The sequence below is a fragment of the Acinetobacter sp. YH12076 genome (assembly GCF_013419525.1).
Taxonomy (GTDB): Bacteria; Pseudomonadota; Gammaproteobacteria; order Pseudomonadales; family Moraxellaceae; genus Acinetobacter; species Acinetobacter amyesii.
Genome location: NZ_VOZY01000005.1, coordinates 49,755 through 75,965 on the forward strand (window position 1 = coordinate 49,755; position 26,211 = coordinate 75,965).

Annotated in this window: 22 protein-coding genes; 9 read left to right on the plus strand and 13 right to left on the minus strand. The window is 40.2% G+C overall.

What is annotated here, in order from left to right; all coding sequences use genetic code 11:
• The 5 genes from arsB to FTU22_RS06000 form a co-directional block, all read right to left on the minus strand.
• On the minus strand, positions 1–1,041 hold the full coding sequence (arsB, locus tag FTU22_RS05980) for an ACR3 family arsenite efflux transporter (protein ID WP_180093481.1): 1,041 nt from the start codon (positions 1,039–1,041) through the stop codon (positions 1–3).
• Positions 1,041–1,514, minus strand: coding sequence for an arsenate reductase ArsC (locus FTU22_RS05985; RefSeq protein WP_180093483.1), 474 nt, complete (start codon positions 1,512–1,514; stop codon positions 1,041–1,043). The genes arsB and FTU22_RS05985 overlap by 1 nt, the downstream gene beginning before the upstream one ends.
• Entirely contained in the window at positions 1,511–1,840 is a 330-nt protein-coding gene (locus FTU22_RS05990; RefSeq protein ID WP_180093485.1) for a metalloregulator ArsR/SmtB family transcription factor, read from the minus strand. Before FTU22_RS05990 ends, FTU22_RS05985 begins: the two co-directional genes overlap by 4 nt.
• A 113-nt stretch (positions 1,841–1,953) precedes the next feature.
• Entirely contained in the window at positions 1,954–4,149 is a 2,196-nt protein-coding gene (locus FTU22_RS05995) for a TonB-dependent siderophore receptor (RefSeq protein WP_180093487.1), read from the minus strand.
• A gap of 187 nt (positions 4,150–4,336) precedes the next feature.
• Positions 4,337–5,038, minus strand: coding sequence for an SIMPL domain-containing protein (locus FTU22_RS06000; protein ID WP_180093489.1), 702 nt, complete (start codon positions 5,036–5,038; stop codon positions 4,337–4,339).
• Between the two features lie 484 nt (positions 5,039–5,522).
• Between FTU22_RS06000 and FTU22_RS06005 the strand changes: the two genes are divergently transcribed.
• Both FTU22_RS06005 and FTU22_RS06010 read left to right on the plus strand, forming a co-directional pair.
• Positions 5,523–6,896: a diaminobutyrate--2-oxoglutarate transaminase gene (locus FTU22_RS06005; RefSeq protein WP_180035339.1), complete on the plus strand. Its 1,374-nt coding sequence runs from the start codon at positions 5,523–5,525 to the stop codon at positions 6,894–6,896.
• Between the two features lie 3 nt (positions 6,897–6,899).
• Positions 6,900–8,432 (plus strand): aspartate aminotransferase family protein, encoded by a 1,533-nt coding sequence (locus FTU22_RS06010; protein ID WP_180093491.1) that lies wholly within the window; start codon positions 6,900–6,902, stop codon positions 8,430–8,432.
• Positions 8,433–8,787: 355 nt separating this feature from the next.
• Here FTU22_RS06010 and FTU22_RS06015 read toward each other — a convergent pair whose 3' ends face one another.
• Positions 8,788–9,840 carry a Rieske 2Fe-2S domain-containing protein gene (locus FTU22_RS06015; RefSeq protein WP_180093493.1) on the minus strand — a complete coding sequence of 351 codons (1,053 nt, stop codon included), beginning with the start codon at positions 9,838–9,840 and terminating at the stop codon, positions 8,788–8,790.
• Between the two features lie 410 nt (positions 9,841–10,250).
• On the opposite strand from FTU22_RS06015, the gene FTU22_RS06020 reads away from it, so the two are divergent.
• The 6 genes from FTU22_RS06020 to FTU22_RS06045 all read left to right on the plus strand — a co-directional run bounded on the left by FTU22_RS06020 (position 10,251) and on the right by FTU22_RS06045 (position 19,357).
• Positions 10,251–11,279 (plus strand): substrate-binding domain-containing protein, encoded by a 1,029-nt coding sequence (locus FTU22_RS06020; protein ID WP_180093495.1) that lies wholly within the window; start codon positions 10,251–10,253, stop codon positions 11,277–11,279.
• A 100-nt stretch (positions 11,280–11,379) separates the two neighbouring features.
• Positions 11,380–12,759, plus strand: coding sequence for a phosphate ABC transporter permease subunit PstC (pstC, locus tag FTU22_RS06025; protein WP_180023450.1), 1,380 nt, complete (start codon positions 11,380–11,382; stop codon positions 12,757–12,759).
• A complete protein-coding gene (pstA, locus tag FTU22_RS06030) occupies positions 12,756–14,147 on the plus strand; it encodes a phosphate ABC transporter permease PstA (protein WP_078191850.1) in 1,392 nt (463 codons plus the stop codon). Before pstC ends, pstA begins: the two co-directional genes overlap by 4 nt.
• Positions 14,148–14,160: 13 nt before the next feature.
• Positions 14,161–15,084, plus strand: a complete 924-nt coding sequence (gene pstB / locus FTU22_RS06035) for a phosphate ABC transporter ATP-binding protein PstB (protein ID WP_218950056.1) — start codon at positions 14,161–14,163, stop codon at positions 15,082–15,084.
• 187 nt (positions 15,085–15,271) lie between these two features.
• On the plus strand, positions 15,272–16,234 hold the full coding sequence (gene sohB, locus FTU22_RS06040; protein ID WP_078190186.1) for a protease SohB: 963 nt from the start codon (positions 15,272–15,274) through the stop codon (positions 16,232–16,234).
• Positions 16,235–17,149: 915 nt separating this feature from the next.
• On the plus strand, positions 17,150–19,357 hold the full coding sequence (locus FTU22_RS06045) for an Ig-like domain-containing protein (protein ID WP_180093497.1): 2,208 nt from the start codon (positions 17,150–17,152) through the stop codon (positions 19,355–19,357).
• A 55-nt stretch (positions 19,358–19,412) separates the two neighbouring features.
• Here the strand turns inward: FTU22_RS06045 and FTU22_RS06050 are convergent, their stop codons facing one another.
• Positions 19,413–20,042 carry a DUF2238 domain-containing protein gene (locus FTU22_RS06050; RefSeq protein ID WP_180093499.1) on the minus strand — a complete coding sequence of 210 codons (630 nt, stop codon included), beginning with the start codon at positions 20,040–20,042 and terminating at the stop codon, positions 19,413–19,415.
• 212 nt (positions 20,043–20,254) lie between these two features.
• Here FTU22_RS06050 and FTU22_RS06055 point away from each other — a divergent pair, with 212 nt between their 5' ends.
• A complete protein-coding gene (locus FTU22_RS06055; RefSeq protein WP_180023455.1) occupies positions 20,255–20,494 on the plus strand; it encodes a hypothetical protein in 240 nt (79 codons plus the stop codon).
• Between the two features lie 158 nt (positions 20,495–20,652).
• Here FTU22_RS06055 and purB read toward each other — a convergent pair whose 3' ends face one another.
• The 6 genes from purB to FTU22_RS06085 all read right to left on the minus strand — a co-directional run bounded on the left by purB (position 20,653) and on the right by FTU22_RS06085 (position 26,181).
• Positions 20,653–22,041, minus strand: a complete 1,389-nt coding sequence (gene purB / locus FTU22_RS06060; protein WP_111884214.1) for an adenylosuccinate lyase — start codon at positions 22,039–22,041, stop codon at positions 20,653–20,655.
• 56 nt (positions 22,042–22,097) lie between these two features.
• A complete protein-coding gene (gene hflD / locus FTU22_RS06065) occupies positions 22,098–22,829 on the minus strand; it encodes a high frequency lysogenization protein HflD (protein ID WP_218955010.1) in 732 nt (243 codons plus the stop codon).
• 12 nt (positions 22,830–22,841) lie between these two features.
• Positions 22,842–23,978, minus strand: a complete 1,137-nt coding sequence (gene mnmA / locus FTU22_RS06070; RefSeq protein ID WP_180093502.1) for a tRNA 2-thiouridine(34) synthase MnmA — start codon at positions 23,976–23,978, stop codon at positions 22,842–22,844.
• A gap of 4 nt (positions 23,979–23,982) precedes the next feature.
• Entirely contained in the window at positions 23,983–24,468 is a 486-nt protein-coding gene (locus FTU22_RS06075) for an NUDIX hydrolase (RefSeq protein ID WP_078190179.1), read from the minus strand.
• 230 nt (positions 24,469–24,698) lie between these two features.
• A complete protein-coding gene (locus tag FTU22_RS06080; protein ID WP_180093504.1) occupies positions 24,699–25,331 on the minus strand; it encodes a hypothetical protein in 633 nt (210 codons plus the stop codon).
• Positions 25,332–25,650: 319 nt separating this feature from the next.
• The gene (locus FTU22_RS06085) at positions 25,651–26,181 is read right to left on the minus strand and encodes a gamma carbonic anhydrase family protein (RefSeq protein ID WP_111884219.1); all 531 of its coding nucleotides are present in this window, start codon (positions 26,179–26,181) and stop codon (positions 25,651–25,653) included.
• Positions 26,182–26,211 lie beyond the last annotated feature (30 nt).

The following is a 26,211-nucleotide window of genomic DNA, read 5'->3' on the forward strand; positions in this document are numbered from 1 at the left end:
TTAGTTCTCTTTATACCATTTGCGTTTTAACCATAGCGATACACTCACTAATGCAATCAGCACAGGGACTTCAACCAATGGGCCAATAATCGTGGTAAATGCAATCGGAGATGCAATGCCAAAGGTGGCGATGGCAACAGCGAGGGCAAGTTCAAAATTATTACCTGCTGCGGTAAAGGATATCGCAGTGGTTTTGGCGTAGTTATTGCCCATCCATTTGCTCATCAAAAAGCTAATGAAAAACATCACCACAAAGTAGATTGTGAGGGGAATGGCAATACGCAGTACATCCATCGGAAGGCTCACGACATCTGCACCTTTGAGGCTAAACATCACCACAATAGTAAAGAGTAATGCGATTAAACTGATGGGGCTGATTTTGGGTATAAATTGATTTTTATACCAATCCAGACCTTTTTGTTTTACCAATATGGCACGCGTCAGGAAACCGAGCAGGAAGGGAATGCCTAGATACACCAATACTGCATGTGTGATGGTCCAAAAGCTGACTTGGATCACTTGTGCTTCTATACCAAAATAAGGCGGTAAAAAACTCAAAAAGAACCATGCGTAGGTACTGAAAAATGCAATTTGGAAAATACTGTTAAATGCCACTAAAGCTGCAACGTATTGGTTATCCCCACAAGCGAGATCATTCCAAACCAGAACCATTGCAATACAACGTGCTAAACCAATCAGAATCAAACCGGTCATGTATTCAGGGTAGTGTTGTAAAAACACGATCGCCAAAATAAACATCAGGCAAGGCGCAATTAACCAATTTTGAACCAGTGATAGGTATAAGGTACGTTTATCTTTAAACACTTCAGGCAGCGCTTTGTAATCCACTTTGGCCAAAGGCGGATACATCATCAGGATTAAACCAATGGCAATCGCAATATTGACATCACCGATATTGAGTTGATTTAAAGCTCTTGAAGCACTTGGAATATAGACGCCAATCGCAATGCCTAGCCCCATTGCGATAAAAATCCATAGCGTTAGATTGCGGTCTAGAAATGACAGTTTTGCAGCAGCCATTATTGGATCTCTGAAATTTTTTGGATTTCTAGGTTGAGTTCTTCACGACTTAATTGCGTAAAATCGAGTGCAAATAAAGCATCTAAACGGCGGTTAATATGCGCCACGGTATCAAGAAATGCTGCAAGTTTTATTTCATCTACAAGCTCTAAATGGGAAGGATCTTCTAAGCCCCAGTGGGCTTTGATGGCAGAGCCTAAGTAAATTGGGCAAGCTTCTTGAGCGGCAGAACCACAGACGGTAATTACCACATCGGGTTGATATTGTTCACATGCTGCGATGGTTTTACTCGACAAACCCTCAGTCGGTAGATTGAGGTTTTGTAGGGTTTTTAAGGTAAATGGGTGGACTTGTCCTGAAGGCTTACTGCCTGCGCTATAAGCACGGAAACCTTCAGGGGCACGCTGGTTAAAAAGTACTTCGGATAAAATGCTGCGGCAGCTATTGCCAGTACATAGAAATAAAAAATTCATAGCGTTTCACACAATGTGGTAGTGCCTTTCGGGGAGTTTAAATCGAGGTCTTTAAATCGTTCTTGGTGACGCATGACATCGAGTATTTGTGTACACCAAGTAGGCAGTGCAGGGTGAATGGAGTAATAGACCCATTGACCTTTGCGTTGATCACTCAAAACACTAGATGACCGTAGTAGCGCTAGATGGCGCGAAATTTTGGGTTGGCTTAATTCAAGGGACTCGGTGAGTTCGCAGACGCAGAGTTCACCTTTACATGCCAACAGCATGATGATGTTCAGACGAGTCTCATCTGCAAGTAATTTGAAAAATTCAGTCTGTTCCATGTTTATCTGTATATATGGATTTGCATATATCTTTACATATGAATATATGGATGTCCATATGTGTTCTTCAATAAAAATCCCACACTTGGTGGGATTTTTATATTTAGATCAGTTTAAAAGTCGAACGACGTCTGTAAGAAGAAAGTACGTGGTTGACCGATATATTTACCACCTGTTGCATCTGATGAACGGGTGAAATACTGTTTATCAAAGACATTCTTAATACCAGCAGCAACTTTAACCCCTTGTAGCGAACCGCCAAAGTCATAGCCTGTACGTACAGCAAAAGTTGAATAGCCTGGAATATCGCCCAATTTACCATTTGCCGTTTCTTCAGTTTGGTAGATGCCAGAATCTTGGTTACCTGGAGCACGTTGTTTAGATTGTGCATACATGTCGGCATTGATTGACCAAGCATCATATTTATAGCCTAAGCCAAAGTTTGCGACATTTTGTGAGTAGAATGGCAAATCTTTACCTTTAAAGTTACCTGCTTCAGCAACCGCTTTGGTATAGGTGTAATTACCATAGGCTTTTAAGCCTTCGAGATTTTCAGCTAAATGTCCAAAGTCATAGCTAAAACCGGTTTCGATCCCTTTATGACTTGTAGCACCGAGGTCAGTCCAAATGCCATTGTTTGCAGCATCACGTTCTAAAATCAGTTCTTTGTCAAAATCTAGATAAAACGCAGTCAATTCAGCACTCAAACCATTGCCTAAATATTTGGTACCAATTTCATAGTTATAAGATTTTTCAGGATGTAAGCCATCTAAGGTGGTGACCGCTGTAGTGCCTTGCGTTGTTGCTAATTGGTTATATTGCTGTGGACCAAAAGAGACACTGGCATTGGCAAAGAAATTCCAATGGCCTGTTGCTTTATACAGGATAGCTAAACTTGGCAAAAATTCATCTGATTGGATTGATGGATGAACAGTATTTTGTAATACGCCATTTTTATAGGCACTAAAACTGTTTTGCGTATCAATCGATTCAAAACGAACGCCGGGTGTAATATTCCATTTACCCAGTTCTATACGGTTATCGATATAAGCAGCGTGTGCTTTGGTGCCACCCGCACTACGGGTACGTGCTATAAACTGACCAGGTTCTGCATCTGCTGCGTATTCAGTACGGCCTGCGAACTCGGTGCTCTCTTCGTCCATATAACGGTAACCGACAGTCACTTCATTCAGCGTACTTCCTAAGCTATAGCTACGTGAATAACGTGGCTCAATGGCAAAGACTTTATAATCACGTGGTGAGGTATCTAAGCGATGATTGCCATTGGCTAAAGTAGATTCAAGGTTGCTGGTACGGAATGAATCGATGTAATAACTTAAAAGTTCAAAGTTGTTCGTGTCGTCTTTATGTGTATAACGTAGGGATACATCTGAACGACGGCCAGTGAAAAAGTCACGATAATGCGACGTTTGATACGGATTTGCTTCGAATTCAGCAGCACTTAAACCTTCAGGCATTTCACCTGTACCATCGTAGTGATGGAAATTTAATGCGATTTTATCCTGATCAGTGATGTCATAAGCGGTTTTTAACATGACATCATCAATGTCATTTTTATTGTTCGCTTCACGATAACCGTTGCCTTTAGTGCCTGAATAAAGCAAGGCAAGACCTAAACCATTATCTAATGTTCCACCAACAAACAGACTAGGACTTAATTTTACCTGATCTGTACCTGTCGCATATTCAGAGTTTAATGCCATGGTACCTTTAAAGTCTTCAGGAATGCTACGTGTGGCAAAGTTGATAATACCGCCGACATTTTGTGGCCCAAAACGGACAGAACCTGCTCCACGGACTACATCAACAGATTCTATATTTCCTAAAGAGACCGGTGCCATAGAAAGCTGTGGTTGTCCATAAGGTGCAAATGACATCGGTATGCCATCGATCAACACGGTTGAACGTGGAGAGAGGCGAGAAGTTAATCCACGAACGCCAATATTTAATGAAACATCGCTACCGCCAGTACCATTATTTTCTTGAACCTGAACACCAGGAACTTGGCGTAACGCATCTTTTAGAGATGTTGCTGCGCTTTCGTTTAAGCGTTTACGGTCAATAATGGTCCGCGCACCGGCATGCTTTTGCACCTTTTTTTCATTGGCGTTTTCCAGCCAGTTACCTTGAGTTTCAATGGTGATGGTCGGTAAAACATTAGCTTGCGCGGTATCTGTATTTTCAGCAGCAGAAGCCATAGTGGCAACCATGCTTATACCTACGGCAATACTCAGCGGTAATAAAGGGAAGTTTTGAAGCTTTGGAGATTTTTTGCTTGAACTATACATAAAAGTGTGAGCAATGGAGAGAGTGCGCGTATCATAATCTTGAGTGTGATAAATTTAAATAAGGATGATTATCATTTAAAACTATGAATATGATTAAGCTAATAGACTTTTTAATTTAAATAAAGAATAGGTGTAATTTATAGTCAAAAAAACCGCACTAAAGCACGGTTTTTTAAAATGAATTTAATTATTTGAACTGGATAGAGCCATTTGCACTGACCGTGATTTTAGATTCACCACCTGCCATTTCTTGTTCAGGAATAGCATCGGCACTTGCAGCTTTCATCATCGCCATACGCGGAACTGGCTGACCACCATAATTGCTGGTATTTAAATTAATATTAACTAAGTTGTAGCCTGATTTATTCCATGCCTGAGCGAGCGCTTGGGCACGTTGTTGAAAGTTTTTGGATACTTCAACCATCAGTTCATTTTCAACTTTTTTACGCTGTGCATCTGACACACTAAAGCTGATGGATTGAGTTTGGAAATTTTGTTGTAACTCGCTCACCAATTGGCTAGCTGCTTTAAAGTCTGTACTTTCTAAACGCACTTCGGCACGACCACGCCATTCTTTCAATTTACGACTGTCATTGTCATAAATCGGGTAGGTGCTTTGAGATCCCGTTTCGATTTTTACCGCAGGGTATTTACGGGCTGTGTTCACCGCTTGGGTCATCAATTGGTTGATTTGGGTAGCAAGTTCAGCCGGCTGTTTATTTGATTTTTCAATATATAAAACGGCATACATTTGGTCGTTCGACACTTGGCGAGTAGCATCCGCCTGAATATTCACGATGTTGTAATTGAGTGGGTCAGCTGCTTGAGTTGCTGCTGCCAAACCTAGACCGGATGCTAATAAAACAGTGGATAAGATAATTTTACGCATTGTTATGACCTATTCTTCTTTCAGAATGATTAATTTAGCTTATGCTGTTATCTTAAAAGGGGATTGTGATGGATTAAAGGAAAATCTGTGGTGGGATTGTAAATCTTTCAAGAAAAATAAATGTAGTGCTTGATGAATTATTTATTTAAATAATCAGTACTTAGTTGTTTAAATAATTGATGATTACAATAATCATTCATAAGTTGTAAAAAAGCATAAAATAAAAAGGTTTTCTTTGTTTTGTCACACTGTAAGATGATAATTCAAGATATCCATGGAATAGATCTGTTTTTTCTCTAAATTATCTTTTTATTTGATCATAAAAGTGATTTATTTTCTTGAAAAAGTCTGTATCATCCGCCCTCTAGTTAGCCATTATATAGAGAGCTCTTAAAACTAACTGGAACTCATAAAGCACCGAGTCAAAGGACCGCAAGTCACCCGACTTATTTCTTTTAACCCATATCAGAGATGGTAATTCGATATGAGCGTTTCTTCTGTAAACCCTGCCACTAATTCTACTAACGAATACTATTTGACTCGCCAAAGCCAGATGGAATCCAATGTTCGTAGCTATCCGCGTAAACTTCCACTTGCGATAGCAAAAGCTTTAGGTTGTTGGGTTACTGATGTTGAAGGTACAGAGTACCTCGATTGTTTAGCTGGGGCAGGAACATTGGCATTAGGCCATAATCATCCTGCGGTAATTCAAAGTATCCAAGACACACTTGCAAGTGGCCTCCCATTGCATACTTTGGATTTAACAACGCCTTTAAAAGATGCTTTTACTGAAGCACTACTTGAGCAATTACCTGGTGGTAAAGAAGAGTATTGTCTACAGTTCTGTGGCCCGTCTGGTGCAGATGGTACAGAAGCAGCAATTAAATTAGCAAAAACTTACACTGGTCGTAGTTCAGTAATCAGCTTCTCAGGTGGCTACCATGGTATGACTCACGGTTCTTTAGCAATGACAGGTAACTTGTCTGCTAAAAATGCTGTGAACGGCTTAATGCCGGGTGTTCAATTTATGCCGTATCCGCATGAATACCGTTGCCCATTAGGCATAGGTGGTGAAGCGGGTGTAGACGCATTAACGTATTATTTCGAAAACTTCATTGAAGACGTAGAAAGCGGTGTAACGAAACCTGCAGCTGTAATCTTGGAAGCAATCCAAGGCGAAGGCGGTGTAGTGACTGCACCTGTAAAATGGTTAAAGAAAATCCGCGAAGTGACTGAAAAGCACAACATCGTGTTGATTCTTGATGAAGTACAAGCGGGCTTTGCACGTTCAGGTAAAATGTTTGCCTTTGAACATGCAGGTATTGAGCCAGACGTCATTGTAATGTCTAAAGCGGTAGGTGGTAGCTTACCACTTGCAGTATTGGGCATTAAACGTAAGTTTGACGCATGGCAACCAGCGGGTCACACGGGTACATTCCGTGGTAACCAACTTGCTATGGGTACTGGTCTTGCAACTATCAAAACCATCAAAGAACAAAACTTGGCTCAAAACGCACAAGAGCGTGGCGACTTCTTACAAGCTGAAATTAAAAAATTAGCGGTAGAATTCCCATGTATCGGTAACGTACGTGGCCGTGGTTTGATGATTGGTGTTGAAATCGTTGATGAACGTCAAAAAGCAGATCACATGGGTTCTTTACCAGGTGATTCTCAATTGGCAGCAGCAATTCAAGCAGCATGTTTCAACAACAAATTGTTGTTAGAAAAAGGTGGTCGTAACGGTACAGTAATTCGTTTACTTTGCCCATTGATCATCAACCAAGCTGAATGTGAAGAAGTGATTGTTCGCTTCAAGAAAGCTCTTGCTGAAGCACTAGTTGCAACTCGAGGCGCGTAAGACATGGTAGATTTTGCAGAACATCGTAAAGCGTTATTCTGCAATGATGCACAATCTATTGCTGACTACCAGTCAGCAATGGGCGAAGCGGTAAAAGCCGTTTCTGCATGGTTGCAAAATGACAAAATGTACACCGGCGGTAGTATTAAAGAGCTTCGTAGTGCAATTGCATTCAATCCTTCTAAAGAAGGTATGGGTGTACAAAAATCACTAGACCGTATGGTTGAGCTGTTCTTAAACAAAAGCTTAAAAGTACATCACCCACATTCTTTAGCGCATTTGCATTGCCCAACAATGGTAACAAGCCAAATCGCTGAAGTGCTGATCAATGCGACTAACCAATCTATGGACTCATGGGATCAAAGCCCTGCAGGTTCATTGATGGAAGTTCAATTGATTGATTGGCTTCGCCAAAAAGTTGGCTATGGTGCAGGTCAAGCAGGTGTATTCACCTCTGGCGGTACGCAGTCTAACTTAATGGGTGTTTTGCTTGCACGTGATGCATGTATTGCTAAAAACTGGAAAGACGAAAACGGTAACCCGTGGTCTGTTCAGCGTGATGGCGTACCTGCGGAAGCAATGCGTAACGTAAAAGTGATCTGTTCTGAAAATGCACACTTCTCTGTGCAAAAGAACATGGCCATGATGGGTATGGGTTTCCAATCTGTTGTCACTGTTCCTGTAGATGCAAATGCACGCATGGATATAGACGCGCTTGAGAAAACCATGGCGCACCTTCAAGCTGAAGGTAAAATTGTAGCATGTGTGGTTGCAACTGCGGGTACAACCGATGCAGGCGCAATTGACCCATTGAAAGAAGTGCGTGCAATCACCAACAAATATGACGCGTGGATGCATATCGACGCAGCATGGGGCGGTGCACTGATTCTTTCAAATGACTATCGTTCAATGTTAGATGGTATTGAACTGTCTGACTCGGTAACGCTTGATTTCCATAAGCATTACTTCCAAACGATTTCATGTGGCGCATTTTTGCTTAAAGATGAATCGAACTATCGTTTCATGCATTATGAAGCTGAGTATTTAAACTCTGCTTATGATGAAGAGCATGGCGTTCCTAACTTAGTATCTAAGTCACTACAAACAACTCGCCGTTTTGACGCGTTGAAATTGTGGATGACGGTTGAAGCGTTAGGTGAAGAGCTTTACGGTTCGATGATTGATCATGGTGTAGGTCTAACACGTGATGTTGCAGACTATATTACTGCCACTGACGGTCTAGAAATGTTGGTTGCACCACAATTTGCATCAGTATTGTTCCGTGTAGTGCCAGCAGGCTACCCAGCTGAATTGTTAGATACCTTAAACCAAAACGTAGCAGACGAATTGTTTGCACGTGGTGAAGCGAATATTGGTGTAACTAAAGTAGGTCAAGTTCAATCATTAAAAATGACCACTTTAAGCCCAGTGGCAACTTTAGACAACGTGAAGAACTTGCTTGCTCTTGTGCTTGCAGAAGCGGATCGTATCAAAGGTCCAATCGCTGAAGGTACATATACTCCTGCAATTGACTAATCATCATTTTGTAGGTGTAGAAGAAGGAGCTCATTTGAGCTCCTTTTTTTTAAATGAAAAGGCGCTTAATTTATTACATGGCCACAATTTTTCATTGAAAGATAATAGTTTACTGCGTAGGCAGATTGTTACTTTGAGGGATCAAAGTAACTAAAATCCTTCTCAGGTAAAAGGTACATCCATGTGACCATTACCTTATAGTGACATCCCTGTCGCCAGTTGCGATAGTCATTGATGTTTATCATTTGATGAATGAGATACCACAATATTTATAACCAATATAAGACTTGTAAAGGAGTTTCCCTCTCCTTGTAGGAGAGGGTTAGGGTGAGGTGAATGCAATACGATATTGATGTTATGCCGCAAATAATGGACTAAAACCTTTTTTACGCAATAATTTGCGGTACATGCTGGAACTGCGGTCCGCCGGGAAATGCGCTTCGATGCTTAAATCCAAAGGCAAATATTCAGGCTTTTGTGATTCAGAGACTAATCGGTCTTCCTCAAATATTTTCAGGTTAAAGTCGTAAGCATCTTCGACAGGTAAGTCCTTGTCATAATTACGGCAAATGGGAGCAAATAGACGGGTGGAGCGGGCAGTCATCGGTGAAGCCACATTCATAATCACTTGCTTGCTGTCGTTTGGAAAATGTATGGTGAGTGTTGCAGTAAAAGGCAGATGAATTTCAAAATGCCGCAGCCATTGAAAGCCATCTTGTCCACGTTGTTCTAAACCAATCGGGTAGCGCCCAACACTGCTCCAATAATCCGCATTAAACCCTGTTTCAGTCTCAAATGTTTTATAGTCAGGTACTTCTACATTTTCAGGGTCACCAAAGGTATCGGGATGTACCCATGCAAAATGCGCAACATCAATAAAGCCTTCAAGCTGCCGGCCTGCAAAACATTGAAAATCGACCGTTGGGCACACCAATTGCTGAAACTCGGCTTCATCCCAATATGGCATTGCAGGGATATTCGGCGCAGTATCTTTAGCGGCAGTAAGTGAGCACCATATCAGTCCATAACGCTCAACAGCAGCATAAGTACGTAAGTTAAAGCGAGGTGAAATTTTGTGCTCAGGATGTGCAGGGATGCGATTGCAATGACCATGTTCACCAAAGCGTAAACCATGATAGCGGCAGACCACGCCTAGACCATCATTTTTACCTAAACTTAGGGGTACGCCGCGGTGTGGGCAGGCATCTTTAGCGATAATCAGTTCATCTCCCATTTTATAAATGACGAGCGGCATATCTAAAAGCATGGTGCCATAAGGTTGTTCGCTGATTTCACGTGCTAATGCAATCGGATACCAATATTCTGCAAGTAAGTGCCAGTCATGTTCTTCAAAAGTCATATGCACAGGCAAGTCCGGATTAAATGTCGCAATGGCTTTGCTGGTCATTTTAGGCTCTGTTTTTATGTAAACTTGCATATTGAGCGAACTAAAAATGTAATGAAATTTCAATTATTGGAATACGGAGGAATAAAAAATCGAACATGCAAATGTGCAACATTCAGAAAAGGAGGGGAAATTGAAAAAAGAAAATAAGACAAAATATGACAAGGACATGAATTCTTACGAATATCAAAGTAGAAATAAATAAGACCAATACTTTGATAAATTTCATTACATATTGAAAAATAAAGAATTATATTTAAATCAATGAGCAATCATCAATTATCATAAAAGCGTCATAAAGATGTAACCTAACTGTCATACTCTAAAATCAAAATGCGTATATCGAAAAAGTACAAGACTTTAAAAATAAAAGTGGCGTACTCCAATAAATGCATCAATTAAGAGAGATGAGAATGCGCTTAAATCATATCGCACTTGCTATGGTACTCACTACTGGGGCAACAGTCGCTACAACTGCAAATGCAGCTCGTGACACGATCCAAATTGCTGGTTCTTCAACTGTACTGCCTTATGCAAGTATTGTTGCAGAAGAGTTTGGTAATACATTCCCACAATTTAAAGCACCTGTCGTAGGTTCAGGCGGTACTTCAGGTGGTTTGAAACAATTCTGTAATGGCGTTGGTGATAACACTATCGATATTGCTAATGCATCTCGTAAAATTAAAGGTACTGAATTGGCTGCATGTAAAAAAGCAGGTGTAAACCAAGTTCTTGAGATTAAAGTAGGTTATGACGGTATCGTGTTTGCATCAAACGCTAAAAAAGCCGCATTCAAACTTCGCCCACAGCACGTATTTGCTGCACTTGCTGCTGAATTACCTTCAAAAGGTAAATTGGTTCCAAACCCATACACACGTTGGAATCAAATCGACCCAACTTTACCAAACGAAGCAATCACTTTAGTTATTCCTGCATCAAATCACGGTACTCGTGAAGTATTCCAAGAGAAAATGGTCGATGCTGGCTGTGAAACTTACCAAGCATTTGCGAAGCTAGATAAAGATGCAAAGAAAAAGGCATGTTCTACATTCCGTAAAGATGGCCGTGTAATTGAAATTGCTGGTGACTATACAGAGACATTGGCACGCTTAAAAACTTCACCTAACGCTGTAGGTGTATTCGGTCTAGGTTTCTATGACCAAAACCGTGACAAGTTACGTGTAGCAACTGTGAATAATGTAGCGCCATCTGAGAAAACAATTCTGAATGGTTCTTACCCTGTATCACGTCCATTGTTCTTCTACGTGAAAGGTGAACATCTTAAATCCATCAAAGGCTTGAAAGAATTTACAGAATTCTTTGTAAGCAAAAAAGTATCTGGTAAAGGTTCTAAGTTAGAAAAAGCAGGTCTGATTTCAATGTCTGACAAAGAACGTGCTGCGGTACTTGCAAACTTCAAAGCGGGTAAGGCTGTTAAATAAAAGTATGGAATTAGCCAATGGCAGGGTCGACCTGCCATTGGTTTTTTTGCAAAGAAACAGTTTTTTCAAAATGTGTCATTGAAGAAACAGTGGAGATTACATGAATCTGCTCCTCATTGGTGTGTTACTGGCGATTATTGCCATTGCCTATCAAGTTGGCTTAACCAAGAGTCGTAAACTTGCAGGTAAAGGGAATAACTCAGCAATGCTGCATTCTCGACCGGGCTATTATGGTGTTTTGGTCGCTTTATGGTGTGGGATTCCCGCTTTTTTAATCTTGATTGTTTGGAACTTGGTTGAACCGAGTATTTTTCAACATGTTATTTTAAATAATGTTCCTGAAAATATTCGTTTAAGTTTAGATCCTGCAAGCACAAGCGTAATGGTTGACCGCGTTCAAGCGATTGCTTCTGGTTTTGGAGTAAGTGATACGCCAGCTGCATATGAACTTGCAGCAGCAGAACAGTTAAAGAAAATTGAAAGCATCGGCTCATATGCAAAATTGGCCGTTGTGATTTGTGCGGCATTGATTGGTTTAGTCATGGCTAAACGCCGCATCGCAGAAAAATATCGTGCACGTAACCAAGTCGAAAAAGTTATTAATATCGCATTGGCACTGTGTTCGGGGGTCGCCATCCTGACAACAGTTGGCATTGTGATGTCGATGTTCAGTGAAGCCATGCGTTTCTTTAGTTTTGTCAGTCCACTCGATTTCTTCTTAGGCACTGAATGGAACCCAGGTTTTAGTACATCAGGGAATGCCGAAGGTAGTTATGGTTTGCTGCCACTCCTTTGGGGCACACTCATGGTTAGTGGTATTGCACTACTGGTTGCTGTTCCGGTTGGTCTGATGATTGCGATTTATTTGGCTGAATATGCAAAGCCAAGTTTCCGTGCTTGGGCAAAACCTGCCATAGAAGTTCTCGCAGGTATTCCAACCATCGTTTACGGTGTATTTGCCTTAATGATTATTGGACCCTTTGCAAAACAGCTTGGCGCATATATTGGACTCGATATTAATGCAACCAGTGCTCTAACAGCAGGCTTTGTGATGGGGATTATGATTATCCCATTCGTTTCATCATTATCTGATGACATCATTACTCAAGTTCCTCGCGCGCTTCGTGACGGTTCACTCGGTTTGGGTGCAACAAAATCAGAAACTATTCGCCAAGTAGTGATACCTGCAGCTTTGCCGGGCATTATCGGTGCATTTTTATTGGCAGCATCTCGTGCAATTGGTGAAACCATGATTGTGGTACTTGCAGCAGGGAACAGTCCTTTACTACACATTAATCCGCTCGAAGCAGTGTCTACAGTCACCATTACCATCGTAAACCAATTAACAGGTGATACAGACTTTGCGAGTCCTCAAGCATTGGTTGCTTTTGCACTCGGTTTAACACTGTTTGTGATTACCTTAGGGCTGAATATTGTTGCATTGTACATTGTGCGTAAATACCGTGAGCAATACGAATGAGTACGACGAATACATCAAACATGGATCAAAAATTTGATTCACATGCAGCCGCTGAGCTTCGTGAAAAACGTAAGAAAATCATTGAAAACTCTTTGGCGAAAAGACATCGTAAAGAAAAGACCTTCCGTGTCTTGGGCTTTAGTGCAGTAGTGACGGGTTTATTTTTCGTCGTGCTATTGTTTGGTAGTATTTTAGCCAAAGGTTTACCTGCATTTTGGCAAAGCTCAATGACGGTACCTGTGTTTTTTGATCCAAACATTGTCAAAGTTGGTGCGAAACCAATTCAAAAAGAAGGTGAATCACCTGCACAGTTCCAAGAGCGTTACATTGCTTGGCAAACTGAAATGGGCATGGTGGATTGGGATGCGCTCATCGTAAATGGCATCATAGCAAAAGATCCAGCGATTGCCTCACAACGTGATGATCTCAACAGTTTATATACAAGTTCAGAAGCTTATCGCTTACGTGACATGGTAATGGCAGATCCGTCATTGATTGGTCAAAAACAAGATTTTAAAATCCTTGCAGATGCTAATGTCGATGTCTGGTTGGCTGGTAATATTGACCGCAGCTTGCCTGACGAACAGCAACAATTGAGCCCAGAAGTACGCCAACTTGCAGATAAACTTAAAGCTGATGGTGTTATTACTAACTCATTTAATACTGAAATATTTAAGAATCCAGACTCTCGTAGCTCACCTGCAACTTCAGGTTTAGCTGGGGCGTTTATGGGGTCGTTATTTATGATGCTGATCGTGATCATTATTTCGATTCCAATTGGTGTAGCATCTGCAATTTACTTAGAAGAGTTTGCACCTAAAAACTGGATTACCGATGTTGTCGAAGTCAATATTAACAATCTAGCAGCGGTTCCTTCGATTGTCTTTGGTTTGCTTGGTGCAGCGATCTTTATTGGTTGGATGCATATGCCGCTTTCGGCTCCTGTGGTTGGTGGTTTAGTCTTAAGTTTGATGACTTTGCCAACGGTCATTATTACCACACGTGCTTCACTAAAAGCTGTTCCTCCATCGATCCGCCAAGCCGCTTTAGGTTTGGGTGCATCACGTTTACAAACTGTATTTCACCATGTCTTGCCACTGGCATTACCGGGTATCTTAACTGGTGCCATTATTGGTGTTGCGCAAGCCCTAGGTGAAACTGCTCCATTATTATTGATTGGTATGAGTGCCTTTGTGGCAAGTGTACCAGCCACTCCTTTAGATCAATCCACTGCATTACCTGTACAAATTTTCCTTTGGCAAGGTAATGAGCTACGTAACTTCTTTGAAGGACGTACCGCAGCAGCAATCATTGTACTTCTTGCTCTCATGATCGGCTTAAACAGTTTAGCCATCTGGTTACGTAAGAAATTTGAAGTACGCTGGTAATTGAGGGCATTATATGAATAGCGTCGTTACAACTGAAAAGAATTCCTTATATCAGGATAAGTCCGTGAATCCAGAACAAACACAATTTACCTCTGCTCAGGGCAGCCAAAAACAAACCAATACTGCGTTTGTGTCACAATTCGATACGCAATCTAGCGCGAAAAAAGATGCGAAATCGAGCAATGTGAAAATCAGTACCAATGATGTGCATGTGTACTATGGTGAATCTGAAGCGATCAAAGGCATTGATCTGAACATTTATGAAAATGAAGTGATTGCCTTTATTGGACCGTCTGGTTGTGGTAAGTCAACGTTTCTACGTACGCTCAACCGTATGAATGACACGATTGATTCTTGTCGTGTGACAGGGCAAGTGCTCATGGATAATCAAGATATCTATGATCCAAATCTCGATGTGGTGTTACTTCGTGCCCAAGTGGGTATGGTTTTCCAAAAGCCGAACCCATTTCCAAAGTCAATTTTTGACAATGTGGCTTATGGTCCAAAATTGCATGGATTGGCACGTGACAAATACGATATGGAAGAAATTGTTGAAAATAGCCTACGTAAAGCAGGGCTTTGGGATGAAGTGAAAGACCGTTTGAGCCAACCGGGTACGGGGCTTTCAGGTGGTCAGCAGCAACGTCTATGTATTGCGCGAACCATTGCAGTCAGTCCTGAAGTAATTTTGATGGATGAACCTTGTTCAGCACTCGACCCGATTGCAACAGCAAAAGTGGAAGAACTCATCACCGAGCTATCCGCGCAATATACCATTGCGATTGTGACACACTCGATGCAGCAAGCAGCGCGTGTATCTGACCGTACCGCATATTTCCATTTGGGAGATTTGATTGAAGTGAATTCCACTGAAAAAGTCTTTACCCAACCAGATCATCAGCTGACAGAAGCGTATATTACGGGGCGTTTTGGTTAATCTAGACTATTTAAAATTAGAGCCGAAAGGCTCTTTTTTTATGGAGTAAGTAATTTGGTAGAAAAGTCTTGATAAAAAAATGCACAATTTGGCTCAATGAGAATTATTTTCAAAAAATAGATTGAATTTTTGTGATGCAACCCACATGTTATACAACATAAATATGAATTAAATGAGTTTCAATTTTATGCTATTTCATAATCCCAAGTTGCCTGCGGAAATTCGTGTAAGTCACTTAAATGCACGTATTAATGAACAACGAAAAAAAATTGCGCAAACCACTGCATCTAAACTTGAGCTGCTGCAACTAAGCCAACAATTATCAAAAGAAGCGCGCGCACGTAAAAAGAATAACCAAAAAATTTATGTTATCGATTTTAATGGTGATACCGCTGCATCTGCGGTGACAAGCCTGCGTGAAGAAATTACCCTAATCTTAGCGACAGCAAAAGCTGGGCGCGACCGCGTAGTTTTACGTTTAGAAAGTCCAGGCGGGATGGTGCATGGCTATGGTCTGGCTGCAGCACAATTAGTACGTTTACGTGATGCTGGATTTAACTTAACCATTTGTGTGGACAAAGTTGCTGCAAGTGGTGGCTATATGATGGCCTGCATTGCAAATGAAATTGTTTCAGCTCCATTTGCAGTTGTGGGATCGATTGGCGTGGTTGCACAAGTGCCAAACTTTAACCGTTTATTGAAAGAAAAACATATCGATTTTGAACTGTATACAGCAGGTCAGTTCAAACGTACCGTCACTATGTTTGGTGAAAATACGGCTGAAGGTAAAGCCAAATTTGAAGAAGAGTTACAGCAAACCCATAACTTGTTTAAACACTTTGTTGAAAAATACCGTCCTCAGCTTAATGTCGATAAAGTTGCAACAGGTGAGCACTGGTATGGTCAAGATGCCATTGATCTTAATCTAGTCGATAAATTGCAAACGTCAGATGAATATCTGTTAAGTCTCATGCCACAACATGATGTATATATGATTGAAACCCGCAAAAAGCCAACACTTGGTGAGAAGTTGGGCTTACAAGCAGCACAAATTGCGGATTCATTGGTTCCTGCAGTCATGTCTAAAGTGATGGAGTCATTGAGCAAAGCCAATTCGAGTCTCGTGCAGTTGCGTGATCCAAAGCTTTAATTCTTTAAGTTTAAAAGCCAATCCAAAGATTGGCTTTTAATGGTTGGGTTTCTCAAATAAAGGGCTTTAAAACTGAAATCTGTATTTAATTTTCGTTTGATATTATTATTTTTTATCCTTACTTCTGTTTTAGTTTTTTAACTATATTTCTAATAATCAGCAGTCTGAGGAAATTAAAATAACGGATAGCCAACACCCAATAAATTTAGAATTGAAGCAAAAGGCCCAAGAAATTTTTGGCAATATTCTTATATTGGAAGGAAGTTATAGTTCTTACTCCTCGCATGATGTACTTTATAGTATCCATTATAAAGATTTCAGTATCGCTGATTTTTTAATTTATCATGATGAAATTTTGAAGAAAAACGAATGGGTTTTTCTGAAAAAAATGGCCCAGTCATATATTTATTGTCAAAATCGTCGCCAGTTAGAGATTATTCCCCCCGAAGATATTAATTAAAAATGTAGATAATGAAGAGGGGGATATCATTAGACAATTGGATGAAGAATGGAATATTAATTTTTATCATTCAAGAAATAGCCATTTTAGTCAGTGTTCGAAACATGATAATTCTCATGAATGAAATAAATAATACGGTTCTTTTTTGTTTAATTATAATGTGTGAGTAATTATTCTGGGACTGGAAGAGTGCTCCTAGTAAAAATAGCATTTTAGGTAGTTAGAAGCTTAACTTTTAGCATATGTTATCTTTTTAAACTTTATATTTTTATGATTCTAGAAGATCACCCAATACTTAGTAATACGAATCAACTCATATATTACATTGGCTTTTTTATGCCAAAATTACTCAATAAATAATTATATATTAGGGTTTGTCTGTTCAGCACCAATTTGATAAGGTACTTAACTAATTATTTATTAGATGTTTATTACATAATAACACTGAGGGCGAAATGACAAAAATTGTCGTGATATCAAAGAAAGATCAAACGATTTTAAAAGAAACTCAGGCCACAAAAATACAAATATCTCAACCGTCCGTTATTCAGTTAGAACTCAAGCCAGCCGATATTCAGTCGATCCATCGGGTAGGTAATCAATGTGTGATTACCCTGAAAAATGGTCAAAAAATCGTGATTGATCATTTTTATACAGATGACTTTAGCTCTGATAATTCTTTGGTTTTACATAGTGGGCCAGAGCAATTTGAGCTAGTCGAAATGGATGTCGATGGCAAAACGGTGAGTTATCGTTCAGTGAATGAATTTGCGCAGCCTTTATCTGCATCGACACAGTTAAATCAGGCAACAACACCTGCTCAAGCTACGGAAGTTGCAAGTGAGGATGATGGTTCGCCATCACTACTTAAGGCAGGATTGGCGATCTTGGGTGCAGAAGCGGTATATCTGCTGGCTTTTGACAAAGAAGATGAACAATCCTCTAGCAATGACAAAACAGCACCAAGTACGCCAACTGGAAGTTTTGATAGTGATGGAAAAGTCGTGTCCGGCAAGGCGGAAGCTGGTGCAACGGTTTATATCGTAGATGCCAAAGGCAATACGATTGGTCAATCTAAAGTAGATGCCGATGGCAACTATAAAATTACTTTAGATGACGCGATTACAGACGGCAATCGCGTAATTTTGTACGCTAAAGACAAGGCAGGAAATAGTTCACAATCGACGATATTGACGGGTAATAAAGATACAATTTCGCCGGACGCGGCAAATGCACAAGTGGATGAAAGCGGTAAGTTTGTCTCTGGTTTTGCCGAAGCGGGTGCAAAAGTTTATGTTTATGCTGCAGATGGCACAACGCTTTTAGGTGGGCCTGTGACTGCGGCAAGTGATGGCAATTTCTCCATTGCATTAAGTAATACTTTACAAGCAGGTGAGACGGCTAAAGTCATTGTAGAAGATAAAGCCGGCAACAAATCTGAAGTGCAGTCAGTTGAGATGGGCAAAGATACGCTTCGACCTGATCAACCTAAGATTGAAGTGAATAAAGCCGGAACTGAACTGGTTGGTACTGCCGAAGCCAATAGCACCATTCAAATATTAGATGCAAATTTACAAGTCATTGCTACCACTACGGTAGATGCCAATGGTCAATTTAAACTGACATTGTCCCCAGCACTGTCGGATAGTAATAAGACAACTATTATTGTGGTTGATGCAGCAGGGAATCAATCGTTACCTTTAAATGTCACTGCTGGAACGGATAATACGGCACCCGTTGCACCAACAGCAATAATCAATACTGATGGTACAGAGGTGTCGGGAAGCGCTGAAATTGGTGCCAAAATTACCATTAAAAACAGTGCAGGAAATACGCTTGGTACCGCAACTGTAGGTGACGATGGTCGCTATACGGTGAAATTAAGCAGCGCAGTAACAGATAATAATGTTGTCCAAGTGACTGCGACAGATGCCGCTGGCAATAGCTCAAAGAGCACGCAAGTCATTGGAACAAAGGACACGATTGCTCCTTCCGCGCCGACATTGACGACTGTGTATGATGATCGCGAGACTACAAAGCTCACCATTAAACAGGGGGAGAGCACTCAAGATTCAACCCCAAGTTTTGAAGGCAAAGGTGAGGCCAATGCCACGATCACCATTTATAAAAATGGCGTCGCAGTGGCAACGGTCAAAGCAGATACCAGTGGAAAATGGTTGTATACACCAGAATCTGACTTAGCTGCAGGCAAGTACAGTTATAGTTTTACCCAAACGGATCTGGCTGGAAATACCAGTGCCAAAAGCTCAGCATTTGATTTTACAGTTGAAGTGATGACAGTTGCTAAAGCGAGTTTATTCTTGATCTCAGAAGAACAGGCTTCGAATGAATTACATGATCAAGCATCGCAGTTAATAGATGATAATAATGTATTTGATGTACTTGCGCAGCACAGTGTGTCGAGCTTTAGCTTAGACGAAACTAACGCATTCATTCCTAATGATCAAATTAATTTGAACAGCTTATTGAGCAATCACGAACCAAATATTGCTCTTGATGAAATATCAGATGATTCATCTTATTTATATCCGTCTATCAATCCGGTATCGGGTGTCACAGCAGTTTCAAATACAGAGCTTCAAACAGCATGGGGCGCTTTAGATCCGTTAGATCAAACCTTAAATGCGCTACCACTGTATTAATTCATCCATTCATGAATATAGCGATAAAAAAGCACTCTAATGAGTGCTTTTTTATTTAGGATTTTTTCAGATTGAAATATAAAAGGCCGCCAGTGATCATCGCACCAAATGTTGCAAGCAGCATATCTTTATGCGCATCCCAAATATCACCTTGTTGCCCATTGTAATTTTCAGCGTCCTCTGGTGATAAGCCAATGGCAATCAGCCATTCGATCCATTCATAAAATAAACTGGTCGCCATGACGAATTGTACGACCAATAAAAAGAGTGTTCCGGCTTTTAACTGCGGTAGCCAGATTTGAAATATGCGATAAAAGAACGGGTAGAGCAGCAAACCATAGGCAAGATGTACAAGCCGATCATACATATTCCGAGTCCATCCCATGCTTTGGTCAAGGTTGAAACCGAGGAGAGCTTGTGTCCATTCAGAATAAGGCACATAAGAATATAAATAATGTGCACCAATGACATGAATCAGTAAAAAGCCAAGATACAGACAAACTGTTCTGAAAGTTAGCCCTATTTTATAGAGGAAAACGAGCAACACGATCAGCATAAACGCTGTGCCGATTTGATGGAGGATATACGCTTCCATTTCTAAAGGTTGGATACTGGCGATCACAATGGCAAGCGTTAATAACGCAAAAGCTAAGATGTGCTTAAGTTTTAATTTGAAATCAATCATGAAAAGGCAAAGCTCAAAATTTTTATCGGTGTGCAATGGTTATAATTCGCGGCAAGTATAGCCATAATGCGATGAAAGATGTTAGTTCGACGGCGTTAGAATTTGTGCATTATTTTTTCAAATGTCATCAGCTAGCAACTAGGGATAAGTATTTTCAAAAAGATTGTATTAAACTCAGATGAATATCGATGTTTAAGTATTTGGAAGTAACTATGGCCGTTGTTGAGGCATTTATTGCGACTCAAAATTGTTATTTTAACTATGAGTTTGAAGAACTTAATTTAACAGATGATTTTCCAGAAGAGCTCTCTGTGTCTTTGCGCGGCATGATGTTTCGCCATGAGATTCAATATCCCGATGCCACATATTATGTTTATTATTCAGATGTTTTAACAGGCTGTGAATTACAACGGATGAAAGATGATTGGGCGAAATATTGCCCTGCAGAATAAAATTACTTCTAAATTTTCTCTCTCCTTGTATAAGAGGGTTTGGGGGTGGAAATTCTCATCCTCTTGCGGAGCATGCTCCTCATCCCAAAGGGAGTAGGAGTATATAGGTGGAAACAAAAAACGAGGCATGATGCCTCGTTTTTTTGATCTATCTAAAATTAGATTTTAGAAATAAGATCTTTAATGTTTGCTGCTTGAGTTGATGCATTACCTGTATATGTTGCAGGTGTCATTTCAGCAAGACGTGCACGGTCAGCAGCAGGAACAGCTTCAAGCTCATTACCATTTACGAAATCAACCATCATTTCGCGAGTCATTGCTTGACCACGAGTGAGGGCTTTAAGTTTTTCGTATGGTTTTTCAACTGCATAACGACGCATAACAGTTTGAATCGGTTCAGCAAGCACTTCTTGAGCATGGTCAAGATCTTCTAGAATACGTTGAGCATTCAATTCAAGTTTGCCAATACCTTTAGAGCAAGCTTCAAATGCAATCAAACTTTGTGCAAAACCAACACCCATGTTACGAAGCACAGTTGAGTCAGTTAAGTCACGCTGCCAACGAGATACAGGAAGTTTTTCACCAAGGTGAGCCAATACCGCATTCGCAATACCCAAGTTACCTTCAGAGTTTTCGAAGTCAATTGGATTAACTTTATGTGGCATTGTTGAAGAACCAACTTCGCCTTCTTTCAAACGTTGTTTGAAGAAACCAAGTGAGATATAGCCCCAAACGTCACGGTTAAAGTCGATCAAAATCGTATTGAAACGACGTAGCGCATCAAAAAGTTCCGCCATGTAGTCATGCGGTTCGATTTGAGTGGTGTACGGGTTAAATTTTAAGCCTAAAGATTCAACAAATGCTTGTGAATGCGCAGGCCAGTTAATTTCAGGGTAAGCAGAGTAGTGCGCGTTGTAGTTACCTACTGCACCATTGATTTTACCAAGTAATTCAACTTGTTTAAATTGTTTGATTTGACGTGCAAGGCGGTAAGCCACGTTCGCCATTTCTTTACCCAAAGTTGTTGGGCTTGCAGTTTGACCGTGTGTACGAGACAACATTGGTTGTTCAGCGTGTTGTTCAGCCAAAGCAACGATTGAATCGATGATTTGCTGCATTGCTGCAACTAAAACTTCACGGCCATTTTTAAGCATTAAAGCGTGAGACAAGTTGTTGATGTCTTCTGATGTACATGCAAAGTGAATAAATTCGCCTGCATTTTTAAGCTCATCGATATGTGCGATTTGCTCTTTTAAGAAGTACTCAACTGCTTTTACGTCATGGTTTGTTGTACGTTCAATTTCTTTAATACGGTTTGCATTGTCTTCAGAGAAATTTGCAACGATTGCGTCAAGTGCAGCATTCGTTTCAGCACTGAATGCAGGAACTTCGGTGATTTCAGGACGGTTTGCAAGCGCTTGTAACCAACGCACTTCAACAGTCACACGAGCATGGATTAAACCAAACTCAGAGAGGAAGGGACGTAGAGCATCACATTTGCTTGCGTAACGTCCATCTAATGGAGAAAGTGCGGTTAAAGCGTTCATAGCGATTCCTTAAATTTTGGAATTAAACGTAAAACAAAAAGCCCGTACTGCATCAGTTAAACCACCTGATACTGTAAACGGGCAAGATCTTGAATATCTTGTAGTAGCTTGCGCTTACTGAAAATCATACCCCATGAGCTACCACCGAGCTGACGCCATAAATGTGCCATTTGTAAGCCGGTAAATAAGGTGGCGCGAATGCGATTGGTATGAGAGGTGTCTTTAAATGCTTCGGCATTACCACGAACCATAATACGTGGATTAATTTGGCCAGCAGTTTCAATATAGGTTTGCGCTAAATTGGCAATGATACTTGGATGTAAATAATTATTATCGAAAAAGGAAAGCTGTCTTAGGATTTTTTGTTGGGATTGTTCAATGATTTCGACAAATTTGGGATTGCTGTAGACTTTCTTTTCTAACTGCAATAACGCCATCGCATACGTCATGGGTAGCTTGGTATTGGCAAGTTTAGGAAGTCTAGATTTGGGAGATGTATTGAAGGGTTGAGTAATGCTACTTTCTAAGGTCTTTAAACCCAGTGAAATATCCGCCAAACCACTAAAAAAATCGAGCGTTTGATTGGACTGATTGGATTTAGGACGGATATTTAAACTGGCTTTAATGAGATGTTCAAAATAAAAGTTACCGCTTTCACCAATACTTTGCGTACCCGTCAATGCGGTCATATGGGTTAGCTGCGTCGCTTGAAAAACAGCAGCTAACGCCAATGCGCGATTTTGGCGAGTATTCAGAGTTTGAGGCTGTTGAAACGGTAACTCTGTCATCCGAAACAATCCTTATACAATAAAATCCGGTTTAGGCGCATTGGTATGATGAATCACACCGCCACCTAAACAAACTTCACCGGTGTAGAACACCACACTTTGACCCGGTGTAACAGCACGTTGTGGCTCATCGAACTCGACACGCACACCATTTGGCGCTGTAGAGTCTTTAAATAATGTACAGTCTTGGTCAGGCTGACGATAACGAGTTTTCGCTGTGCAGCGGAAACCTGATTCAGGAATCTCTTGTTCGCCAGCCACCCAATCAATCGCTTCAGACCATAAAATGGTGCTTTGCATGAGTGGATGTTCATGACCTTGACCAACGACTAGGCGGTTACCCTCAATGTCTTTGTGAAGTACAAACCAAGCGCCTTCTTCAGCACCTTTTAGACCACCAAGACCGATGCCACCACGTTGGCCGAGCGTATAGTACATTAAGCCGTGATGTTCACCAACCTCTTTACCCGTGTCTAAGACGATTTTTCCGGGTTGAGCAGGTAAATATTGCTTTAAGAAGTCATTAAATCGACGTTCGCCAATAAAGCAGATGCCAGTAGAGTCTTTTTTCTTCGCAGTGGCTAAACCAAGTTCTTCAGCGATTTTACGCACTTGTGGTTTTTCAATTTCACCTACAGGGAACAAAGTTTTGTTAATTTCACGACCATGCACTGCATGTAGGAAATAGGTTTGGTCTTTATTGTTGTCTAGGCCACGCAGTAGAGGTGCATACTCTTCACCACGTGAATTTTTTAGCGTTTCACCACGGCGGCAATAATGGCCTGTCGCAATAAAGTCAGCACCTAAGTTCACAGCATGGTCGAGAAATGCACGGAATTTAATTTCTTTATTGCAGAGAATATCTGGGTTTGGTGTACGACCTGCGGCATATTCTTCTAAGAAATGCTCAAAGACACGGTCCCAATATTCCATCGCAAAGTTTGCGGTATGAAGTTTGATTCCAATTTTGTCACAAACGGCTTGAGCATCGGCAAGATCTTCCATTGCCGTACAGTATTCCGTGCCGTCATCTTCTTCCCAGTTTTTCATGAAAAGACCTTCAACTTGATAACCTTGTTGAAGTAAAAGTGCTGCAGATACAGAAGAATCTACACCACCAGACATACCGACGATGACACGTTGTTGCATAGGATTAAGCATCCAAATTTGAAATTAAGGGAGAATTTTGGTGCTCGTAAATGAGCGATAAAGGAAATTTTTGACCTGAAAGAGCATCTTGCACTGCCTTAATGACTAATGGACTGCGCGCACGGGCAGACTCAATGAGTTCATCAAGCGTCATCCATACTGCACCGACAATACCTGTGTCTAATTGTGCATCGGCATGGTGCTGAATGTCTTTAGCTAAGAAACAGAAACGGAAATAAGTACGATCAGGGAACATCGGAGGAGTATAAGTATACATGCCTAGGAGGTTCGTGATTTCTACATCGTGACCTGTTTCTTCCATGGTTTCTCGAATGGCTGCTTCAATAATGGTTTCGCCAGCTTCGACATGACCTGCAGGTTGATTAAATACAGTATGGGTAACACCTTCTGTATGTTCTTCAACAAATAGGAATTTTCCGTCTTTTTCAACGACTGTCGCAACAGTGACGTGAGCAGTCCAAGCGGTCATAGAAAAGCACCATGGGGTAAAAACGCTATTCTACAAAATTTAGGGAGCGGTGGCTATGATGGGAGGTGAATTCTTTGGAGAGATATTTTTTAGCGTAGAAATTTATGGAACACTGTTTCATAAATAGGGTTGGAAACAATGAATCATAAAAAGCCCTGAACAGTTGATATAGGCTTTTTTTGTAATATGGATATGACTAATATTAAAAAATAATTAATACATGCACTATTTCAATTGTTACTTTCAATTGCCATTTCATAAGAACCCTGAAATTGGAACTTCATTGTTTCATCTGTAGTCGATTTAATGAATTTTTCCATTTGTTCTTTATACTCACCATGTCCTGATTTATACATAGCTAATAAATATCCCCATTTAGCATACGGATAGGCTGGATCATCTTTGGGGATAGTATTTAATTCATTCCTTATACCTTCTGCTACTTTACTCTGACAAGATCGCAGGTCATTTTGCGGATATTTCAAAATTTGCATTAGTTCACAGTGCTTAAATAATTTAGCTTGAGTTGGTCTCTCATTGAGTTGTTTCTTATTTAATTCATAAGCCTCTTGATACATGTCTAAAGAGAGATAAATATTCATTTCTATTTTTTCTCGCTCATTTTGAGCTTGGATTTTTTTTACATCTAATAAAATATTTTTTAATTTTTCTTTAGATTTAGGGTTATGAATGTCTATATCATTCATTAATGTTCTGTATTTTTGGATGATAATATCATCTGATAGGGATATTTTTTGTTCTTCTACAACTTCATTTTTCTTTGGAATCTCTTGTGCATTAGAGCATCCAGTTATAGTGAAAACTGTACTAAAAAGAATAGTTAAAATTAGATATTTTTTCATGAAATACGTCTAGCAGCCGAAGTTAATATGAATGTATGTGTTGTAAATCTTGGATTTGGATAAATTATTCCGCCATCTAATTTGGCTTCATATCCCATTTGCATTTCAACTTTAATTAAAGATGAAATTTTCTTGATTAAACTGATTTTTTACAATTTTTTTTATTACAGACTTCATTTTCTATTTTTAAGTTTTTTTCTAATAAATTTAGAACACTTGCATTTCTCTAAATATTTTCATTAGTTGCTACAATAGCAAGTAATGCTAGACCTACCTGAGTTTTCATTTTTTTACATAAAAATCTTATGCAAAATCTATTTTATTTATAATTCCCCGACACCTTCACATAATTCTGCGCTGAATAAGGCAAGAACGCTTTTTCTTTATCTGTTAAAGGTCGAACTTTCTTAACGGGACTGCCCACATATAAATAACCACTTTCTAGAACCTTATTAGGTGGAACCAGTGAACCAGCACCAATCATCACATCATCTTCAACAATTACATCATCTAAAATAATCGTACCTATACCCACCAAAACACGATTACCAATAGTACAGCCATGCAATTTTACATGATGACCAATTGTGACATCTTCACCAATAATCAGTGGAGAACCCTCAGGCTTATCGGCTTTTTTATGACTCACATGCAACATTGAGTGATCTTGCACATTAGAGTTTTTACCAATACGAATATGGTTTACATCACCACGAATCACAGCAAATGGCCAAACAGAGACATTTTCAGCCAATACAACATCGCCAATCACCACTGACATTTCATCGATATAGCAAGAGTCAGCAATACGTGGAACAGTGTCTAAATAAGGGCGAATGTTTTGGCTCATAGGAAAGTCATCTACAGGTTTTTAGGCAGT

Coding starts and splice junctions, on each gene's coding strand:
- arsB (WP_180093481.1), bottom strand. CDS start 1,041: ATGGCTGCTGCAAAACTGTCATTTCTAGACCGCAATCTAACGCTATGG.
- FTU22_RS05985 (WP_180093483.1), bottom strand. CDS start 1,514: ATGAATTTTTTATTTCTATGTACTGGCAATAGCTGCCGCAGCATTTTA.
- FTU22_RS05990 (WP_180093485.1), bottom strand. CDS start 1,840: ATGGAACAGACTGAATTTTTCAAATTACTTGCAGATGAGACTCGTCTG.
- FTU22_RS05995 (WP_180093487.1), bottom strand. CDS start 4,149: ATGTATAGTTCAAGCAAAAAATCTCCAAAGCTTCAAAACTTCCCTTTA.
- FTU22_RS06000 (WP_180093489.1), bottom strand. CDS start 5,038: ATGCGTAAAATTATCTTATCCACTGTTTTATTAGCATCCGGTCTAGGT.
- FTU22_RS06005 (WP_180035339.1), top strand. CDS start 5,523: ATGAGCGTTTCTTCTGTAAACCCTGCCACTAATTCTACTAACGAATAC.
- FTU22_RS06010 (WP_180093491.1), top strand. CDS start 6,900: ATGGTAGATTTTGCAGAACATCGTAAAGCGTTATTCTGCAATGATGCA.
- FTU22_RS06015 (WP_180093493.1), bottom strand. CDS start 9,840: ATGACCAGCAAAGCCATTGCGACATTTAATCCGGACTTGCCTGTGCAT.
- FTU22_RS06020 (WP_180093495.1), top strand. CDS start 10,251: ATGCGCTTAAATCATATCGCACTTGCTATGGTACTCACTACTGGGGCA.
- pstC (WP_180023450.1), top strand. CDS start 11,380: ATGAATCTGCTCCTCATTGGTGTGTTACTGGCGATTATTGCCATTGCC.
- pstA (WP_078191850.1), top strand. CDS start 12,756: ATGAGTACGACGAATACATCAAACATGGATCAAAAATTTGATTCACAT.
- pstB (WP_218950056.1), top strand. CDS start 14,161: ATGAATAGCGTCGTTACAACTGAAAAGAATTCCTTATATCAGGATAAG.
- sohB (WP_078190186.1), top strand. CDS start 15,272: ATGCTATTTCATAATCCCAAGTTGCCTGCGGAAATTCGTGTAAGTCAC.
- FTU22_RS06045 (WP_180093497.1), top strand. CDS start 17,150: ATGACAAAAATTGTCGTGATATCAAAGAAAGATCAAACGATTTTAAAA.
- FTU22_RS06050 (WP_180093499.1), bottom strand. CDS start 20,042: ATGATTGATTTCAAATTAAAACTTAAGCACATCTTAGCTTTTGCGTTA.
- FTU22_RS06055 (WP_180023455.1), top strand. CDS start 20,255: ATGGCCGTTGTTGAGGCATTTATTGCGACTCAAAATTGTTATTTTAAC.
- purB (WP_111884214.1), bottom strand. CDS start 22,041: ATGAACGCTTTAACCGCACTTTCTCCATTAGATGGACGTTACGCAAGC.
- hflD (WP_218955010.1), bottom strand. CDS start 22,829: ATGACAGAGTTACCGTTTCAACAGCCTCAAACTCTGAATACTCGCCAA.
- mnmA (WP_180093502.1), bottom strand. CDS start 23,978: ATGCAACAACGTGTCATCGTCGGTATGTCTGGTGGTGTAGATTCTTCT.
- FTU22_RS06075 (WP_078190179.1), bottom strand. CDS start 24,468: ATGACCGCTTGGACTGCTCACGTCACTGTTGCGACAGTCGTTGAAAAA.
- FTU22_RS06080 (WP_180093504.1), bottom strand. CDS start 25,331: ATGAAAAAATATCTAATTTTAACTATTCTTTTTAGTACAGTTTTCACT.
- FTU22_RS06085 (WP_111884219.1), bottom strand. CDS start 26,181: ATGAGCCAAAACATTCGCCCTTATTTAGACACTGTTCCACGTATTGCT.